General features: G+C 71.7%; 14 protein-coding genes. 7 read left to right on the top strand and 7 right to left on the bottom strand.

What is annotated here, in order from left to right:
* Positions 1-19 precede the first annotated feature (19 nt).
* Positions 20-2,029 carry a beta-galactosidase gene (locus AB0C17_RS21965; protein WP_357480206.1) on the bottom strand — a complete coding sequence of 670 codons (2,010 nt, stop codon included), beginning with the start codon at positions 2,027-2,029 and terminating at the stop codon, positions 20-22.
* Positions 2,030-2,308: 279 nt separating this feature from the next.
* Between AB0C17_RS21965 and AB0C17_RS21960 the strand changes: the two genes are divergently transcribed.
* The 4 genes from AB0C17_RS21960 to AB0C17_RS21945 are packed head-to-tail and all read left to right on the top strand — an operon-like array spanning position 2,309 to position 7,704.
* Entirely contained in the window at positions 2,309-3,640 is a 1,332-nt protein-coding gene (locus AB0C17_RS21960) for an ABC transporter substrate-binding protein (RefSeq protein ID WP_357480203.1), read from the top strand.
* A 22-nt stretch (positions 3,641-3,662) separates the two neighbouring features.
* Positions 3,663-4,619 carry a sugar ABC transporter permease gene (locus tag AB0C17_RS21955; RefSeq protein ID WP_357385650.1) on the top strand — a complete coding sequence of 319 codons (957 nt, stop codon included), beginning with the start codon at positions 3,663-3,665 and terminating at the stop codon, positions 4,617-4,619.
* Positions 4,616-5,497 (top strand): carbohydrate ABC transporter permease, encoded by an 882-nt coding sequence (locus AB0C17_RS21950; RefSeq protein WP_357471587.1) that lies wholly within the window; start codon positions 4,616-4,618, stop codon positions 5,495-5,497. The genes AB0C17_RS21955 and AB0C17_RS21950 overlap by 4 nt, the downstream gene beginning before the upstream one ends.
* Complete coding sequence (locus AB0C17_RS21945; RefSeq protein WP_357480200.1) at positions 5,494-7,704, top strand: alpha-galactosidase; 2,211 nt, start codon at positions 5,494-5,496, stop codon at positions 7,702-7,704. Before AB0C17_RS21950 ends, AB0C17_RS21945 begins: the two co-directional genes overlap by 4 nt.
* 66 nt (positions 7,705-7,770) lie before the next feature.
* Here AB0C17_RS21945 and AB0C17_RS21940 read toward each other — a convergent pair whose 3' ends face one another.
* Together AB0C17_RS21940 and AB0C17_RS21935 are read right to left on the bottom strand one after the other, a co-directional pair.
* Positions 7,771-8,055 carry a hypothetical protein gene (locus AB0C17_RS21940; RefSeq protein ID WP_357480198.1) on the bottom strand — a complete coding sequence of 95 codons (285 nt, stop codon included), beginning with the start codon at positions 8,053-8,055 and terminating at the stop codon, positions 7,771-7,773.
* 437 nt (positions 8,056-8,492) lie between these two features.
* Positions 8,493-9,893, bottom strand: a complete 1,401-nt coding sequence (locus AB0C17_RS21935; RefSeq protein WP_357480195.1) for a cellulase family glycosylhydrolase — start codon at positions 9,891-9,893, stop codon at positions 8,493-8,495.
* 303 nt (positions 9,894-10,196) lie between these two features.
* On the opposite strand from AB0C17_RS21935, the gene AB0C17_RS21930 reads away from it, so the two are divergent.
* The 3 genes from AB0C17_RS21930 (at position 10,197) to AB0C17_RS21920 (ending at position 12,811) form a co-directional block, all read left to right on the top strand.
* Positions 10,197-11,159 (top strand): TIGR03557 family F420-dependent LLM class oxidoreductase, encoded by a 963-nt coding sequence (locus AB0C17_RS21930; protein ID WP_357385638.1) that lies wholly within the window; start codon positions 10,197-10,199, stop codon positions 11,157-11,159.
* Complete coding sequence (locus AB0C17_RS21925) at positions 11,156-11,992, top strand: alpha/beta hydrolase (protein WP_357480192.1); 837 nt, start codon at positions 11,156-11,158, stop codon at positions 11,990-11,992. Before AB0C17_RS21930 ends, AB0C17_RS21925 begins: the two co-directional genes overlap by 4 nt.
* Before the next feature lie 165 nt (positions 11,993-12,157).
* Positions 12,158-12,811, top strand: a complete 654-nt coding sequence (locus AB0C17_RS21920; RefSeq protein ID WP_357385634.1) for a GAP family protein — start codon at positions 12,158-12,160, stop codon at positions 12,809-12,811.
* Here the strand turns inward: AB0C17_RS21920 and AB0C17_RS21915 are convergent.
* From AB0C17_RS21915 to AB0C17_RS21900, 4 genes are all read right to left on the bottom strand, one after another.
* The gene (locus AB0C17_RS21915; protein ID WP_357480190.1) at positions 12,798-13,595 is read right to left on the bottom strand and encodes an endonuclease/exonuclease/phosphatase family protein; all 798 of its coding nucleotides are present in this window, start codon (positions 13,593-13,595) and stop codon (positions 12,798-12,800) included. The genes AB0C17_RS21920 and AB0C17_RS21915 overlap by 14 nt on opposite strands.
* A gap of 4 nt (positions 13,596-13,599) precedes the next feature.
* Positions 13,600-15,090: a phosphatase PAP2 family protein gene (locus tag AB0C17_RS21910; RefSeq protein ID WP_357385630.1), complete on the bottom strand. Its 1,491-nt coding sequence runs from the start codon at positions 15,088-15,090 to the stop codon at positions 13,600-13,602.
* A gap of 77 nt (positions 15,091-15,167) precedes the next feature.
* Entirely contained in the window at positions 15,168-16,169 is a 1,002-nt protein-coding gene (locus AB0C17_RS21905; protein WP_357385628.1) for a YihY/virulence factor BrkB family protein, read from the bottom strand.
* Entirely contained in the window at positions 16,162-17,169 is a 1,008-nt protein-coding gene (locus tag AB0C17_RS21900) for a diacylglycerol kinase family protein (protein WP_357385626.1), read from the bottom strand. The genes AB0C17_RS21905 and AB0C17_RS21900 overlap by 8 nt, the downstream gene beginning before the upstream one ends.
* Positions 17,170-17,183 lie beyond the last annotated feature (14 nt).

Raw genomic sequence — 17,183 nt, 5'->3', positions numbered from 1 at the left:
GCGAACGGCCACGTAGCGGTCAGGCGTTCGCGGGCACCGGCGCGGGCTCCTCGCGGACCACCGCCACCTCACCCGCCGGCACCTCCAGCTCGCCGTCGCACCTGACGCCGCCGAGCAGTTCGGTGCCGGTGACCGCCAGCCGGGCCGGCTCGGTGGTGTGGTTGACCACGAACAGCCAGCTCCGGTCCGCCGAGCGGCGGCGGACCACCTCCACCCCGGCCGGCGCGCCCACCGGCGGACGTACCCCGGCCTCGGCGAGCAGCCGCGCCACCAGCCGGTCGATGGCCTCGTCGTCGAGCCGGGTGCCGGCGTACCAGGCGGCGCCCGCGCCGACCGCGTGCCGGGTCAGCGCCGGCACGCCGGGCAGGGGCCCGTCGGTGTACGCGGCCAGCACCTCGGCGCCCTCGGCGTGCAGCCACTCGGTCCACACGTCGGCGCGGGCGCCGTCGTCGAGGCGTACCGTCTCGCCGTCCCGCAGCGGGAAGAACTCCTCGACGCGTACGCCGAGCAGGTCGCGGAACGCGCCGGGATAACCGCCGAGCCGGATGTGGTCGTACTCGTCGACGATGCCGCTGAAGTAGGTGACGAGCGCGGTGCCGCCGGCCTCCACGAACCGGCGCAGCGCGTCGGCGTCGGCGTCACGGACGAGGTAGAGCGTGGGTGCCAGGACGAGCCGGTAGCGGGACAGGTCGGCCGACGGGTGCACCACGTCGGCGGTGATCCCGGCCCGCCAGAGCGCGGCGTGCAGCGCGGACAGCCGGTCGGTGTAGGTGACGTCGACGCTCGGGTGGGAGTCGAGTTCGGCGCCCCACCAGGCCTCGTAGTCGAACAGGATCGCCACGTCGGCGTCCACGCGGCTGCCGCGTACCTCCGCGAGGGCGCGCAGGTCGGCGCCGAGCCGGCAGACCTCGCGGAACACCTTGGTGTCCGGTCCGGCGTGCGGGACCAGCGCGGAGTGGAACTTCTCCGCGCCGGCCCGGGAGGCCCGCCACTGGAAGAACAGCACCCCGTCGGCGCCGCGCGCGACGTGGGCGAGGCTGTTGCGGCGCATCTGGCCCGGTGTCTTGGCCACGTTGCGGGGCTGCCAGTTGACAGCGCTGGTGGAGTGCTCCATCAGCAGCCACGGCGCGCCGCCCGCGATGCCCCGGGTGTGGTCGGCGGCCAGCGCCAGGTTGACCTGCGGCTGCGGGTCGGCGGCGGTGAGGTAGTGGTCGTTGGCGACCACGTCCACGTCGGATGCCCAGGAGTGGTAGTCCAGGTACTTGATGCCGGTGCCGATCATGAAGTTCGTGGTGACCGGCTGCGGGACGAGCCGGTTCAGCAGTTCCCGCTCGGCGCGCAACTGGGCGCGGTGCTCGTCGGAGGAGAACCGCAGGAAGTCCAGCTGCTGGGTCGGGTTGGCGAACGTCGGCGCGGTACGCGGCGGGTTGATCTCGGCCCAGTCGTGGTAGCGCTGGCTCCAGAACGCGGTGCCCCAGGCGGCGTTGAGCGAGTCCAGGTCGCCGTAGCGCTCGCGCAGCCAGCCGCGGAACGCGTCGGCGCTGACGTCGCAGTAGCAGTGCACGTTGTGGCAGCCGAGTTCGTTGGAGACGTGCCAGAGCACCACGGCGGGGTGCCGCGCGTACCGGCGGGCGACGGCCTCGGCCAGGGCGAGCGAGTGGTCCCGGAACACCGGCGAGCTGGGGCAGTACGCCTGCCGGCCACCGGGCCAGAGCACCGTGCCGTCGGCGCGGCGGGGCAGCGTCTCCGGGTGCCGGTGCGCCAGCCACGGTGGCGGGCTGGCGGTGGCGGTGGCCAGGTCGACGCTGATGCCGCCGTCGTGCAGCAGGTCGATCGCCCGGTCCAGCCAGTCGAAGACGTACCGGCCGGGGGCGGGCTCCAGCAGTGCCCAGGAGAAGATGCCGACCGAGACCAGGTTGACCCCTGCTCGTCGCATGAGTTCGACGTCCTCGGCCCACGTCTGCTCGGGCCACTGCTCCGGGTTGTAGTCCGCGCCGTACCAGATGCCGTCGCCGTGCCAGTTCCGCATGACAGCAGAGGGTGCCCCCGAACAGCACCCAAGTCAACACTTTCCAACATCGACTGAAGTTCCAACGTTTACCGGCTCTTTGCCCTGCCTTACCGCCGACAGCGTCGTCTTTTTGCCCTCTTGACAGCGCCGCGCCAAGGGGTAGCTTCAAGCGCCACCGGCTGTTTGTGTTCGGACGTGTGGATTCTCGGTGGATCTGCCCCGGCCAACACGAACACCGCTCACCGCCAACGATCACGGTCCATGAGCGCAGCGCACCTCTTCCACGCAGGAGGCACCATGTCCCGTCCCCGCTCACAAGCCGAATACCTCGCCCGGCTCGTACCCCCGTCCGTCGCCGGCCTGAACCGGCGCTCGCTGCTCGCCGGCGCGGCCGGCACGGGGGCGCTGCTCGGCACCGGGCTGCTCGCCGGCTGCGGCGACTCCGACTCCGGATCGGGCGGTGACGCCAAGAGCGTCTCGCTCGGCTCCAACCAGTCCGACCCGAAGCCCAAGGACGTCGTCGCGAAGGTGATGGACGGCTTCAAGACGTCCTCCGGGGTGACCGTCAACATCAACACGGTCGACCACAACACCTTCCAGGAGAACATCAACAACTACCTGCAGGGCAAGCCGGACGACGTGTTCACCTGGTTCGCCGGGTACCGGATGCGGTTCTTCGCCGCCAAGGGCCTGGCCGGCGACCTCAGCGACGTGTGGGGCAAGCTCGACGGCTACTCCGACGCGTTCAAGAAGGCGTCCACAGGCGACGACGGCAAGCAGTACTTCGTGCCCGCGTCGTACTACCCGTGGGCGGTCTTCTACCGCAAGTCGGTGTGGCAGCAGCGCGGCTACGAGGTGCCGAAGACGCTCGACGACCTGAACGCGCTCGGCGCGCGGATGAAGAAGGACGGCCTGAACCCGATCGCGTTCGCCGACAAGGACGGCTGGCCGGCGATGGGCACGTTCGACATCCTCAACCTGCGGATCAACGGCTACCAGTTCCACATCGACCTGATGGCCGGCAAGGAGGCGTGGACCTCCGACAAGGTGAAGAAGGTCTTCGACACCTGGGCCGGGCTGCTCCCCCTGCACCAGCCGGACTCGCTCGGCCGCACCTGGCAGGAGGCCGCCCAGTCGTTGCAGCAGAAGAAGAGCGGCATGTACCTGCTCGGCCTGTTCGTCGGCCAGCAGTTCAGCGGCGCCGACCTGGAGGACCTGGACTTCTTCACGTTCCCCGAGGTCGACTCCACGATCGGCGCGAAGGCGCTGGACGCCCCGATCGACGGCTACATGATGGCCCGCAAGCCGAAGTCCAAGGACGCGGCGCAGAAGCTGCTGACGTACCTGGGCTCCAAGGAGGCAGCGGACATCACGGTGAAGAACGACCCGAGCACGCTGGTCGCCAACAGCGGCGCGGACACCGGCGCCTACACCGCGCTGCAGCGCAAGGCCGCCGAGCTGGTCGGCTCCGCCACCGAGATCGCCCAGTTCCTCGACCGGGACACCCGGCCGGACTTCGCCTCCACCGTGATGATCCCGGCGTTGCAGCAGTTCATCAAGGACCCGAAGGACATCAGCGGGCTGCTCACCAGCATCGAGAACCAGAAGAAGTCGATCTTCACAAGCTGACGGCGGAAGGGGGAAGGACATCATGTCCGACCTGCCCCTGATCCAAGCGGATCGCGCCGTGCCGCCGCCGGCCGCGACCACCACGAACGGTGGTCGCGGTCGCCGGCTACGGCTCCTGTCCCGCACCGACCGCGTGGTGATCACGCTGATGGTGCTGGTACCCCTGCTGCTCGTCACCGGCCTGGTCTGGCTGCCCGCGGTGGCGACCGTGCTGCTCTCCGGCACCAACTGGGACGGCATCGGCCCGATCAGCGAGATCGAATGGGTCGGGGCGAGGAACTACGACGACGTGGTGAACATCTACCCGCCGTTCGTCCCCGCGGTGCAGAACAACCTGCTCTGGCTGGCCGCGCTGTTCGTGGTGGCCACCCCGGTCGGCATGTTCCTCGCCGTGCTGCTGGACAAGGAGATGCGCGGCAGCCGCTTCTACCAGACCGCGCTCTACCTGCCGGTGGTGCTGTCGCTGGCCCTCATCGGCTTCATCTGGCAGCTCATCTACAGCCGCGACCAGGGCCTGCTCAACGGCGTGTTCGGCGGTGACACCGACTGGTACGGCGACCCGAACGTCAACATCTGGGCCGTGCTGGTGGCGGCCGGCTGGCGGCACGTCGGCTACATCATGCTGCTCTACCTGGCCGGCCTGAAGGGCGTCGACCCGTCGCTGCGGGAGGCGGCGGCGGTGGACGGCTCGTCGGAGACCAGCACGTTCTTCCGGGTCGTCTTCCCCGTGATGCGCCCGATCAACATCATCGTGCTGGTGGTGACGGTGATCGAGTCGCTGCGCGCGTTCGACCTGGTCTGGGTCATCAACAAGGGCCGCAACGGGCTGGAGCTGATCTCCGCGCTGGTCACCCAGAACGTGGTGGGCGAGGCCAGCCGGATCGGCTTCGGCTCCGCGCTGGCGACCATCATGCTGGCCGTCTCGCTGGTCTTCATCACCATCTACCTCTGGACCGTGATGCGGGAGGACAAGCGATGACCGCCGTCTCCGCCGGCCGCCGCCGCCCCCTGCGGCCCGCCCGGGTCGCCCTGCACCTGTTCCTGGGTACGGTCGCCGTGGGCTGGCTGTTCCCCATCCTCTGGGCGGTGCTCACCTCGTTCCGCTCCTACGAGTACACAGCCGCCAACGGCTACGTGTCGCTGGGCGGCTGGACGATCGACAACTACGTCACCGCCTGGCGTACCGCCGAGTTCGGCAAGCACTTCCTCAACTCGGCGTACATCACCATCCCGGCGGTGCTGCTCACGTTGTTCCTCGCCTCCTGCGTGGCGTTCGTGATCGCCCGGTTCAGCTGGAAGCTCAACATCGCGCTGCTCGGCCTGTTCACCGCCGCGAACCTGCTGCCGCAGCAGGCGCTGCTCATCCCGCTGTTCCGGATGTTCACCGAGATCCCGCTGCCGGCCTGGATGAGCGACTCGGAGCTGCTCTACGACAGCTACTGGGGGCTGATCCTGGTCAACGTCGCGTTCCAGTGCGGCTTCTGCGTGTTCGTGCTCAGCAACTACATGAAGGCGCTGCCGCACGAGCTGTACGAGGCCGCGATGGTCGACGGGGCGAACGTGTGGCGGCAGTACTGGCAGGTGACGCTGCCGCTGTGCCGTCCGGCGCTGGCCGCGCTCGCCACGTTGGAGGTCACCTGGATCTACAACGAGTTCTTCTGGGCCACGGTGCTCATGCGTACCGGCGACAAGTTCCCGGTCACCAGCTCGCTGAACAACCTGCGCGGCGAGTTCTTCACCGACAACAACCTCGTCTCGGCCGGTTCCGTGCTGGTCGCGATCCCCACCCTGGTGATCTTCTTCCTGCTCCAGAAGCAGTTCGTCCGGGGCCTGACGCTGGGAGCCTCCAAGGGATGACGATCGTCCACCTGCGCCGCGCGCGGACCAGCCTGGTGCTCGACGCACGCGGCCCGGGACTGCCCCGGGTCGTGCACTGGGGCGCCGACCTCGGCCCGCTGCCCGACGGGGACCTGCCCGCGCTCGCCGACGCGACGGTGCCGCCTGTGGTGCCGAGCAGCTTCGACGCGCCCACTGTGCTGTCGCTGCTGCCCGAGGCGAGCGCCGGGTGGAGCGGGCGGCCCGGTCTCGCCGGTCACCGCGACGGCTGGGACTGGTCGACGGCGTTCCGCCTCACCGACCTCGACGTGCACGACGCCCTCGCGGCACCGCCCGACCTGTTAGGAGGGGACCCTTCACATGCACCAGGCGTTAACAAGGGGCCCTTCCTTACCCCAGGGCGGGTGGTGGTGCGGGCGGCGGACCCGGGCGCGGGGCTGAGCCTGACCGTCGAGATCACGCTGGACCCGGCGGGCGTGCTCACACTGCGGCACCGGCTGCGCAACGACGGCGACGGCCGCTACGAGCTGCGCGAGCTGACGCCGGTGCTGCCGGTGCCGGCGGTCGCCACCGAACTGCTCGACCTGACCGGCAGGTGGTGCCGGGAACGCGCGCCGCAGCGGCACCAGTGGCCGATGGGCGCCTGGGTACGCGAGGGACGGCACGGCCGCACCGGCCATGACGCCACGTTGCTGCTGGTCGCGGGCACCGCCGGATTCGGGTTCCGGCACGGCGAGGTGTGGGCGGTGCACACCGCGTGGAGCGGCGACCACGTCACGGCCGCCGAGCGCCGCCCCACCGGGGAGTCCACGCTGGGCGGCGGTGAGCTGCTGGCGCCCGGCGAGGTGATGCTGGGGCCGGGCGAGGAGTACGCCACTCCCCTGCTCTACGCGGCGCACTCAGCCGACGGGCTGGACGGGCTCAGCGACGCGCTGCACACGCACCTGCGGTCCCGCCCGTCGCACCCGCGCACGCCACGGCCGGTGACGCTGAACGTGTGGGAGGCGGTCTACTTCGACCACGACCTGGACCGGCTGCGGACGCTCGCCGACCGAGCCGCCGAGGTCGGTGTGGAACGCTTCGTGCTCGACGACGGCTGGTTCCGGGGACGGCGGCACGACCAGGCCGGGCTCGGCGACTGGTGGGTCGACGGCGAGGTCTGGCCGGACGGGTTGCAGCCGCTGATCGACCACGTACGCGGGCACGGCATGCAGTTCGGGCTCTGGGTCGAGCCGGAGATGGTCAACCCGGACTCCGACCTGTTCCGCGCCCATCCCGACTGGGTGCTCCAGGCACCGGGCCGACTGCCGCCGCCGTGGCGGCACCAGCAGGTTCTCGACCTGGCCCATCCGGACGCCTACGCGTACCTGCTCGAACGGCTCGACGCGGTGCTGGGTGAGCACGACGGGCTCGCGTACCTGAAGTGGGACCACAACCGCGACCTCACCGAGGCCGGGCACGCCGGGCGGCCCGGCGTGCACGCGCAGACCCTCGCCGTCTACCGGCTGCTGGACGAGTTGCGCGCCCGGCACCCGGGCGTCGAGATCGAGAGCTGCTCCTCCGGTGGCGCGCGGGTCGACCTGGAGATCCTGCGCCGCACCGACCGGGTGTGGGCCAGCGACTGCAACGACGCGCTGGAACGGCTGTCCATCCAGCGCTGGACCGGTCTGCTGCTGCCGCCGGAGCTGATCGGCACGCACATCGGCCCGGAACGCTCGCACACCACGCGCCGCGTACACGACCTGGGCTTCCGCGCGGTCACCGCGCTGTTCGGCCACCACGGCATCGAGTGGGACATCAGCGCGATCGACGGCACCGAGCGGGCCGAGCTCGCCGCCTGGGTCGCGCTGCACAAGCGGCTGCGCCCGCTGCTGCACACCGGGCGGGTGGTCCGGGTCGACCACCCGGACCCGGCCGTGCAGGCCCACGGCGTGGTCGCCCACGACAGCTCGCACGCGGTGTACGCGGTCAGCCGGGTGGCCACCTCGGCGGCGCAGGTGCCGGGCGCGGTACGGCTGCCGGGGCTGGACCCACGGCGGCGCTACCGGGTCCGCCCGCCCGCCGGGGTGCCGGAACCGGCCCTCCTGGAGATGACTCCGCCGGGCTGGCTGGCCTGGCCGGGTGACGGCATCACGGTGACCGGTTCGGTGCTGGGTTCGGTGGGCCTGCAACTACCCGCCCTGCACCCCGAGCAGGCCCTGCTGCTGGAGGTCACCGTCGTCGGCTGAGAGACGCCGACAGCGGTGACCGGCCCGTTCAACCACGGGAGGCTAACTGCCCCGGACGTTCGTGGGTCACCGGCGCCGCCGCGGGACGCGCGTCGAGGTGGCCGCAGCCACATCGACCAATGGATGGGTCACGGCGGCCGGGCCGGGCTCGCCGGTCGAGCGCCACAGCTCGTGGAGCGTGGGCCACCAGTCGGGGTGGCTCTCCACCACCTCGACCAGGACGGGACTCTGCTCCAGCATGTGCGCGGGCCACCGGTGCCAGGAGTGGGCGAATCGGAAGTCGGGCAGCAGCCCGGCCACCTGCAGCTCGCACTCCAGCACGTCCGCGAGTAGCTCCGCGAGGGTGATCACGACGGACCGGTCGGCGTCGGTCGGCGCGGAGGGCTTCCGGTCGAAGAAGTACGCGCGAAGCGGCGGATTTCTCCAACAGGCGGTCATGCCAGGCGCGAGACAGATTGTTCACTTCCATCAGCGCGGTGGCCGAGCCGATGCCGTTGTTGATGCGGCTCTGTTTCGCCACCTCCCGCGTCTGCACGGCGGAGAAGCACAATGACACCGCGACCAGCATCAGGCTGACGAACCCCAGAATCGTTTCCCACATGTCCCCGCCCTTCAAGGAGTACCACTCCCCTCACGCTAAGCGGAGAGCGCAACACCCTGAGTCACCGACTTCGGGGTGGGTTCCGGCGCGGCCCTGTTCGCCGCACGTCCATCTGCGGTGATCAAGGAGTTCGTGTCACCGTCGCGGTCCGATCGGGACACGAACTCCTTGATCACCGGTTAGGGGGTCAGGCGGGGGTGCAGGTCACCGTGGGGGTGGAGTTCGTGCCCTGCCAGCTGCCGATGAAGCCGAAGCTGGTGCTCGCGCCCGCGCCGAGGCGGCCGTTGTAGTCGACGTTGCGGGCGGTGTACGCCGACCCGCTGTTGCTGACGGTCGCGTTCCACGCCTGGGTGACGGACTGGCCGTTGGCGTATGTCCAGCGCACCGTCCAGCCGTTGATCGCGGCCGTCCCGGCGGTCACCTTGACGTCGCCCTGGAAGCCGCCCTGCCACGAGTTCGCCACGGTGTAGGTGGCGGTGCAGCCGCCGGACGGCGGGGGCGTGGTGGCCGGCGGCGGGGTGGGGCTGACCGTCGGGCTCACCGTCGGGCTGACCGTCGGGCTCACCGTCGGGCTGACCGTCGGGCTGACGGTCGGGGTGCTGCCGGCGTACACGGACGCCTCGCGGGAGGTGGCGGCGATGCCGTTGGCACCGTTGAAGATCCGCTGCCCCCAGCTGGTGAGCTGGGCCGGGTTGAACGCGGTGGTCATGTCCAGGTACTCCACGCCGCCGCCGTTGCCGCTCCAGGACCAGCCGAGGTAGCCGATGCCGTTGGCCTGGCTGTACGCCATGATGGCGTCCTCGTCCGGGTTGCCGTCGGAGTGGTTGAAGCCGAACTCGCCGACCACGATGGGCAGTCCGGCCGCCCGGAACCGGCCCAGGTAGTCGCTGATCTCGGCGGCGGTGTCGAAGACGCCGTACATGTGGATGGAGAAGACGGTGTTGCGCTGCGGGTCGGCGGCGAACACGGTGCCGGCGTTGTCGCGCATGGTGAACGACCAGTCCTGGCCCCAGTTCGGCGCGTCCACCATGATCGTGTGGGTCAGGCCGGCGGCGCGCAGCCGCTTGATCGCGTTCGAGGTGTCGGTGGTCCAGGCGCTGTAGCCCTGGTTGCCGAACGGCTCGTTGCCGATGTTGACGATCACGTACTTCTCCTGACCCTTGAGCACGTCGGCGATGCTCAGCCAGTAGTCGGTGGCCTTGGCCAGCGTGGTGGCGGCACCGTCCTCGCCGTACCCGGTGGTGTCGTGCACCTCCAGCACGCAGATCAGCCGGTTGGCCTTGCACAGCGAGATCACGTTCGCCACGTCGGCGGCGCTGTTCTTCGTCCAGCGGTCGCCGCTGGCCAGCACCACCCGGACGGTGTTCGCGCCGAGCGCCTTGATGTTCGCGAACGAGCTGGTCTGCTGCGGGTACCAGGTGTGCGCGTGGTTGACCCCGCGCATCACGAACTCGACGCCGCCTGCGTCGTAGAGCCGCCCGTTGGAGACGGAGAACCCGGTGGCGGCTTGGGCCGGTTGCCCGAGGGCGAAGACGGCGGCGAGGGCCGTCAGCAGGGCGGCGCCCGCGACGGAGAGCAGTTTCTTCATGGCTGTCCTCAGGGGAAGGTCTCCCCCGTGCCCGAGCGGGGGTGCGGTGACGGTGACGACGAGGGAGGCGGCTGAGCCCGGCAGCCGCCGCCGGTTCCCGGCGGACGCAGGCATCAGCGTAGGACGATGGACGGCCGAAGGCAACCGGTTAAGCGGGGTGACCGACGAGGAGAGCGGTGTGCGGCAGATCAGCGTGCTGAACCGGTTAAGAACAGGCGGCGACGCGAGGCGGCGAAGCGGACAGCAGGGTTGACCCGCGCCGGGCGGGGTATCCCGGGACGATCCGCCCGGGAAGGAGACGCCATGGTCAACGTCGGTTACACCCTGATGTGCGAGCAGGCCGGCCCGAAGCAACTGGTCGACCACGCCGTACGCGCCGAGGCCGCCGGCTTCGACCATCTGGTCATGTCCGACCACTACTACCCGTGGCTGGAGTCCCAGGGCCACTCCCCGTACGCCTGGTCGGTGCTCGGCGCGGTAGCGCACGCCACCAGCCGGGCCGAGCTGATGTCGTTCGTGACCTGCCCGATCCGGCGGTACCACCCGGCGGTGGTGGCGCAGAAGGCCAGCACCGTCGGGGTGCTCTCGGACGGGCGGTTCACGCTGGGCCTCGGCGCCGGGGAGAACCTCAACGAGCACGTGGTGGGCGGGTGGCCGCACGTGCAGCAGCGGCACGAGATGTTCGAGGAGGCGCTGCAGATCATCCGGCCGCTGCTCAACGGCGAGACGCTGACGTTCTCCGGCAACCACTTCGACGTGCCGGACGCGTACGTCTGGGACCGGCCGGAGCGGCCGGTGCCGATGGCCGTGGCCGCGTCCGGACGGCAGTCGGCGACGCTCGCCGCCGAGTACGCCGACGCCATGATCGCCACCGACCCGCTGTCCCACCTGATCGACATGTACGAGGAGGCCGGCGGCGCGGGCCGCCCCCGGTACGGGCAGGTGGCCATCTGCTACGGGCCGGACGAGGACGAGTGCCGCAAGATCGTGCACGACCAGTTCCGCTGGTTCGGCCTGGGCTGGAAGGTCAACGCCGACCTGCCCGGCCCGGAGTCGTTCGACGCGGCCACCCAGTTCGTCCGCGAGGAGGACGTGGCCGAGGGCATCTCCTGCGGCCCGGACACCGACCGCCACGTCGAGGCGTTCAAGAAGTTCGTCGACGCGGGCTTCACCCACGTCGCGCTGGTCCAGGTGGGCGGCGATACCCAGCCGATGTTCCTCGACTGGGCCCAGGAGGAGCTGCTGCCCCGGCTGCGCGAGCTGTGACGCTCGCACCGTCCCCGCCGGGGCGCTTCGGGCCGGCCGGCCTGCGCCTGGCGCTCGCCGCGCCCCGGCCGGCCGCCGGGTTGACGAGCGAGTTCCGGCAGGTCGCCGGGCTGCGGGCACACACCCGCCGCTCCGCCGGCCCGGGCGGGGACGGGCCGCCCGTGGTGCTGGTGCACGGCCTGGCCGTGTCGCACCGCTACCTCACCCCGCTGGCCGTCGCGCTGGCGCCGCGCCGGCAGGTGTACGTGCCGGACCTGCCCGGCTTCGGGCTGTCCGAACGCCCCGGCACCGCGTACGACGTGGACGGGCACGTGGCGTTCCTGGTCGACTGGCTCGCCGCGTACCGGCTGGGTCCGGTCTGCCTGCTCGGCCATTCCTTCGGCGCGGAGGTGGCCGCCGCGCTGGCCGCCCGTCACCCCGGCCTGGTCAGCGCGCTGGTGCTGGCCGGTCCGACCTGCGACCCCGCCGCCCGGTCCCGGCGCGGGCTGATCGGCCGGTGGCTGGTGGACACGCTGCGGGAGGCGACGTGGCAGGCGCCGGTCCTGCTGCGCGACGTGGCGGACGCCCGGCCGTGGCGCGTGTTCGCGACGCTGTCCCACTCGGTCCGCAACGCGGTCGAGGAGGACCTGGTCCGGATCACCGCGCCCACGCTGGTGCTCACCGGCGCCCGCGACCCGGTCGCCCCGGCCGCCTGGCGGGAGCAGGTCGCCCGGTTGGTGCCGGACGCCCGCACGGTGGCCGTCCCGGGCGCGGCGCACAACGTGGTCACCACCGCACCGGCCCAGGTCGCGGACGCCGTCCACGCCCTGCTCACCACCCCGCTGAGGAGTTGACGCCATGCGTATCGGGAACACCGAGATCCGGCCCGCCGGGGGCGGGCTCGGCTGCCTACTGATGATCCTCTTCTCGATCGTCGCCTCGGTGGTGCTCACCGTGCTGCTCAACCTGGTCCTGTAGAACCCGGCCCGGAGTGCGGGGCGGCGACACCAGAATGGGTCATGCCCCTGCTGACCGCGCTGCCGCTGGCGCTGGAGATGGTCGCCGGGTCGAAGCTCGTCGGCGCCGTCGTCCTCGCCTCCGGCCGTCACCCGCGCCGCAGCTCGGTGGCCTTCCTGGGCGGCGTGGCGCTGGGCGTGCTCGGGCCGCTGACGATCTGGTACGCGCTGTTCCGGCTGGTGCGGCACACCGCCGTGCACGGCATCGGGGTGGGCGGCAGCCGCCGGCTCATCGACTGCATCGTGCTGGCCCTGCTCGCGGTGCTCATGGTGGTCACGTTCCGCAGGCGGCGACGCGACCGGCCGCCCGGGTGGCTGCGCCGGTTGCAGGACCCCCGGCCCGCGTACGCGTTCGGTCTGGGGCTGGTGCTCGCCGTCGCCGTGCCGAGCGACGAGCTGGTCATGGCGTCGGTCGCCGGCAGCATGGCCGGGCACGGCCGCCCGTGGTGGCATCTGCTGCCGTTCACGGCGCTCACCGTGGCGCTGCTGGCCCTGCCGCTGCTCACGCTGCTGCTGTCCGGCGAGCGCGCCGAGCGGCTGCTGCCCGCGTTCCGTGCCTGGACCGGCAGGCACTCCTGGCTGGTCAGCGAGACCGTCATCCTGATCTTCGCGGCCTTCGTGGTGGCCGACCTGGCAGGGTCGTTCAGCCGGCCGTGAGGTCCACCTCGGCCAGCACCGGATAGTGGTCCGACGCCGTGTCCGCGTCGCCGTCGCGGACCACCCGCACCGCGCGTACCCGATCGGCCAGCGCCGGGGTGGCGAGCAGGTAGTCCAGCCGCATCCCGGCGAACTCGGCGCCGCCGTGCCGGGTCGGCACGGTCAGACCGCCGGGTTCGTCGCCGCCGGAGTGCGGCCACAGGTCGACCAGCCCGGCGTCGAGCAGCCGGGCCACCGCGCGGGTGTCCACGGTACGGCCGTCGCGGCGCAGGTGCCGCCGCCGGTACGGGGTGGCCAGCCCGGCCAGCCGGGCGGTGTGCTCGACTGTGGGTTCCAGCGTGTTCAGGTCCCCGGCCAGCAGGGCCAGCTCTCCCCCGGTGCGGCGCATCGCCGCGGCCAGCCAGTCCGCCTCCATCCGCCGCCGCCCGCCGGAGTACGGGTAAAGGTGGGTGCTGACCACGGTGAGCGGTCCGGCGGCGGTGGCCACCCGCACCCGGGCGGCGGCGTGGTGGAACGGGCGGCGGACCCGGCCGGCGCGCAGCACCCGCAGCGGCGGGCGGACCAGGACCGCCACCGGCTGCCCGAAGCAGGACCGGGCCAGGTACGCCGCCATCCCGAGCCGATCGGCCAGGCCGTCCAGCGTGGCGTCCATGCCGCGCAGTTCCTGGACCGCCAGCACGTCCGGGCGCTGCGCGGTGACGACCGAGACGATCCGGTCCCGGCGGTCGGCACCGCCGCCGTCCCGCCCGCCGGTCCGGATGTTCCAGGTCATCAGCCGCAGCATCGGCTCAGTCCGGCCGTGCGGCCTTGGCCAGCTCGTCGTCCAGCTCGTCCACCTGTTCGGACTCGATAGCCGGCTGGTTGCCCTCGGCCACGTCGGCGTTCGGCCGGATCACGAAGTACAGCAGCGACAACCAGAGCGCGCCGAGCAGGATCGCGCCCATGAAGTCGGTCGGGTGGTGCATGCCCCGGTACATCCGGGACGTGGCCACGCCGACCGGCATCAGCACGGCCATGCCCACGAACAGCCACCGCCACCACCTGTCGGTACGCGGGAACACGATGATCGCCATGGCCGCCCAGAGGCAGATGGTCGCCGCGATGTGCCCGGACGGGAACGACGAGGTGGGCATCTGCCCGTCCAGGTTCTCCACCGGCGGCCGGGGCCGGTCCACCACCCGGGCGCTGGCCAGGAAGAGGCTCAGCTCGCCGAACATCGCCAGCACCACGTACAGCACCGGCCGCCAGCGCCGCCACACGGCGAGCACGATCGGGCAGAACACCAGCGACACCAGCAGGATCGCGTGGGTGTCGCCGAACTTGCTCCACCACCAGCTCAGGTCGGTCAGCGCGTCGGTGTGCCGCTCGGCGAACCAGCGCGGCACCTCGGTGTCGAGCGTGTCGAAGAACGTGCCCTTGGCGTGGTAGCTGACGAACATGCCGAACGCGTAGAGCACCCCGAAGACGAGCACCCAGCCGACCAGCAGCTCGGCCACCGCCGAGCGCGGGTGCTCCAGGATCTTCTCCTCGTCCGGCGCGAGCGCCAGCTCCTCGCCCGCCTCCGGCTCCAGGCCCTCGCGCAGCGGCGGCACCGGCCGCCCGCGCTCGCGCCGCCACAGCCGGAAGGCGTACGCGGTGACGCCCAGCCAGGCCGCGCCGAGCAGCCAGCCGCCGATCACGTCCGACACGTAGTGCACGCCCAGCGCGATCCGGGTCAGCCCGACCAGGAAGATCAGCACACCGGCGATGGCGATGGCGGGCTTGCGCCAGCGCGGCGCCATGGCCGGCAGGAACACCAGCAGCAGCGCGCCGTACGCGACGAACGAGCCGAGCGCGTGACCACTGGGGAAGCTGTTGCCGGGCGCGCTGGCGATCGGCACGTCCACCACCGGCCGCAGCCGCCCGACCAGCGCCTTGAGCGACGGGTCGAGGATCAGGCCGCCGGCACCGGTGACGATCAGGTAGACCGCCAGCCGGGACTGGCGGCGGATCAGCAGGCCCACCACCGCGATGGTGACCAGCCAGATCAGCACCGGCCGCCCGCCCAGGTCGGTGATCGCCTGGAGCACCGTTACCAGCGGGCCGTGCGGGGCCACCAGGCCGTTGAACCACTCGGCCACCGCGTGGTCGGCGTCGCCCAGCGGGCTCCACCGGAACCGGACCAGCATGAGCAGCACGCCGAACCCGACTCCCGCGCCGGCCACGGCGAGCAGGCCCGCGAGGCTCCGCTCGGCGAAATGGCCGAGCGGCCGGCTCCCGGCTTCCTTGACCGCGGTCACACCGCACCTCCCTCGTTCCTCTGCGAGGCGCGCTGTACCCGATCGGCGTGTCCCGTACACGCTGGACCGGCGTGGCGTCAGAGCGAGGTCATCTCACCGGTGTCGAACAGGTCCTCGCGTTGCGCCTCCGGCTGCCAGAGATCCGGCTGGGCGGGCTGCTCCACGCCGATGCGCATCGCTTCGAGCTGCGCGGCGAAGGCCAGCCCGCCGAACAGCGCGATCCCGGTCAGGTTGGCCCAGAGCAACAGGGCCATCATGCCGGTCAGCGCGCCGTAGGTCTGGCCGAATCCGCCGCTGTACTTCACGTAGGCGGCGAGCAGGAGGCTGGCCAGCCACCACAGCGCGATGGCGATGGACGCGCCGAAGAACAGCCAGGACAGGCCGGGCTGGCGGCGTCGCGGGGCGTGCCGGAACAGCATCGCGACGGCGAGCACGGTCAGGCCGAGACTCAGCGGCCAGCGGATGACGTTCCATCCCGCCATGGCGACGTCGCCCCACTCGTAGTGCCGCCGTACCGACTCGCCCACCGCCCGGCCGCCGACCAGGATCAGGAAGCCGGCCAGCGCGGGTACGCCGGCGAGCACGGCGAGGATGGAGGCGCGCAGGTACTTCGCCAGCGCCGGGCGGTCCCGCTCGACGCCGTAGATCCGGTTGGCGCCCCGCTCGATCTGCGCCATCGTGGTGGTCAGCGCGACCAGCCCGGTGAGCAGACCGAGCGTCAGCGCCAGCTCACCGGCGTCCTCGGTGCGCTCGCTGTCGGTCAGCAGGTCCTGCACCACGGCTTCGCTCTGACCGGGGGTGATGGCCAGCACCGTGTCGGCGACGACCTTGCCGCCCTCGTCCGCGCCCAGGTCGGTGATCAGGCCGGTGAGCGCGATCAGGAACGGCACCACCGCCAGGCAGAGCTGGAAGCCCAGCGCCCGGGAGTGGCTGAAGCCGTCGCCGTAGCGGAACCGGACGAAGGCATCCCGCAGCAGGCACCATCCACCGTGCCGGCGCAGCGTGTGCCAGGCGTCGTCGGCGGAGAGCTGCTCCTCCGCCATCAACCGGGTCTCCGGGACCAGCTTGGTGCTACTCACGGCGGGCCTCCTCGACCAGGTGCTCACCGCGCTCGCCGACCGCGTCGGCGTCCACCGCCAGGTCGGGGTCCTCCTCCGGGCGCGGTACGCAGAGCCAGAGCGACTCGGGCCGGATGGTCGCCTTCAGCGACCGGCCCGGCTCGATCAGGTCGCCGTCGAGCTGCCGGGGCTGCGCCCGGGTGCTGGTGATCTCGACCGAGCGGGCCCGGAACACCTCCATCCGGGGCACGCTGTCGCGGCGGCGCAGCACCGCCCAGCCCATCGCGAGCCAGTGGCGCAGCCTGCGCGGCGTCAGCACCGCCACGTCGAGCCAGCCGTCGTCCGGTTCGGCCTCGGTGAGCAGGCGTACCCCGCCCTGCAGGCGCCCGACGTTCGCCACCAGGACCGAGCGGGCCCGGCGGCGCAGCGGCGGCTTGCCGTCGATGCGCACCGAGACCCGCATGGGCCGGTCGCGCAGGTGGCGGGCGGCGCCCATCACGTACGCCGGCCAGCCGATCCGCTTCTTCGTGGTCTCCGAGGTGGAGTCGAGCATCTGGGCGTCGAAGCCCATCCCGGCCATCACCGCGAAGCACTTGTCGCCGACCACGCCGACGTCGAGGCGGCGCATTCCGCGTTCGACGGCGACCTGGAGCCCGGCGGCCAGGTCGTTCGACAGGCCGAGGTTGGCGGCCAGCAGGTTGCCGGTGCCCTGGGGCAGCACCGCCAGCGCCACGTCGGTGCCGGCCAGCGCCGTCACGCAGGCCATCACCGTGCCGTCGCCGCCGCAGGCGAAGACGACCTCGGCGCCCGCCTTGACGGCCTGTTCCGCCTGCCCTCGGCCCGGGTCCTCGACTGTCGTCTCGTACCAGGTCGGGGCCGGCCACCCGGCGGCGTCGAGCGCGCCGTCCACGATGCGGCGGAACTCGTCCAGGTCGGCCACCTTCACCGGGTTGACCACCACTGCCGAGCGCGGGGTGCGGTTCTCCGCGTTCACCGGGCGCTTGTCGTCTGCACCGTCCACGGCGTCAGTGTGCA

The sequence above is a fragment of the Micromonospora sp. NPDC048887 genome (assembly GCF_040649715.1).
GTDB lineage: Bacteria > Actinomycetota > Actinomycetes > Mycobacteriales > Micromonosporaceae > Micromonospora.
Note: the sequence above shows the minus strand (reverse complement) of the source record. Positions and strands in the feature narration are given on the sequence as shown.

Coding starts and splice junctions, on each gene's coding strand:
- AB0C17_RS21965 (WP_357480206.1), bottom strand. CDS start 2,029: ATGCGGAACTGGCACGGCGACGGCATCTGGTACGGCGCGGACTACAAC.
- AB0C17_RS21960 (WP_357480203.1), top strand. CDS start 2,309: ATGTCCCGTCCCCGCTCACAAGCCGAATACCTCGCCCGGCTCGTACCC.
- AB0C17_RS21955 (WP_357385650.1), top strand. CDS start 3,663: ATGTCCGACCTGCCCCTGATCCAAGCGGATCGCGCCGTGCCGCCGCCG.
- AB0C17_RS21950 (WP_357471587.1), top strand. CDS start 4,616: ATGACCGCCGTCTCCGCCGGCCGCCGCCGCCCCCTGCGGCCCGCCCGG.
- AB0C17_RS21945 (WP_357480200.1), top strand. CDS start 5,494: ATGACGATCGTCCACCTGCGCCGCGCGCGGACCAGCCTGGTGCTCGAC.
- AB0C17_RS21935 (WP_357480195.1), bottom strand. CDS start 9,893: ATGAAGAAACTGCTCTCCGTCGCGGGCGCCGCCCTGCTGACGGCCCTC.
- AB0C17_RS21930 (WP_357385638.1), top strand. CDS start 10,197: ATGGTCAACGTCGGTTACACCCTGATGTGCGAGCAGGCCGGCCCGAAG.
- AB0C17_RS21920 (WP_357385634.1), top strand. CDS start 12,158: ATGCCCCTGCTGACCGCGCTGCCGCTGGCGCTGGAGATGGTCGCCGGG.
- AB0C17_RS21915 (WP_357480190.1), bottom strand. CDS start 13,595: ATGCTGCGGCTGATGACCTGGAACATCCGGACCGGCGGGCGGGACGGC.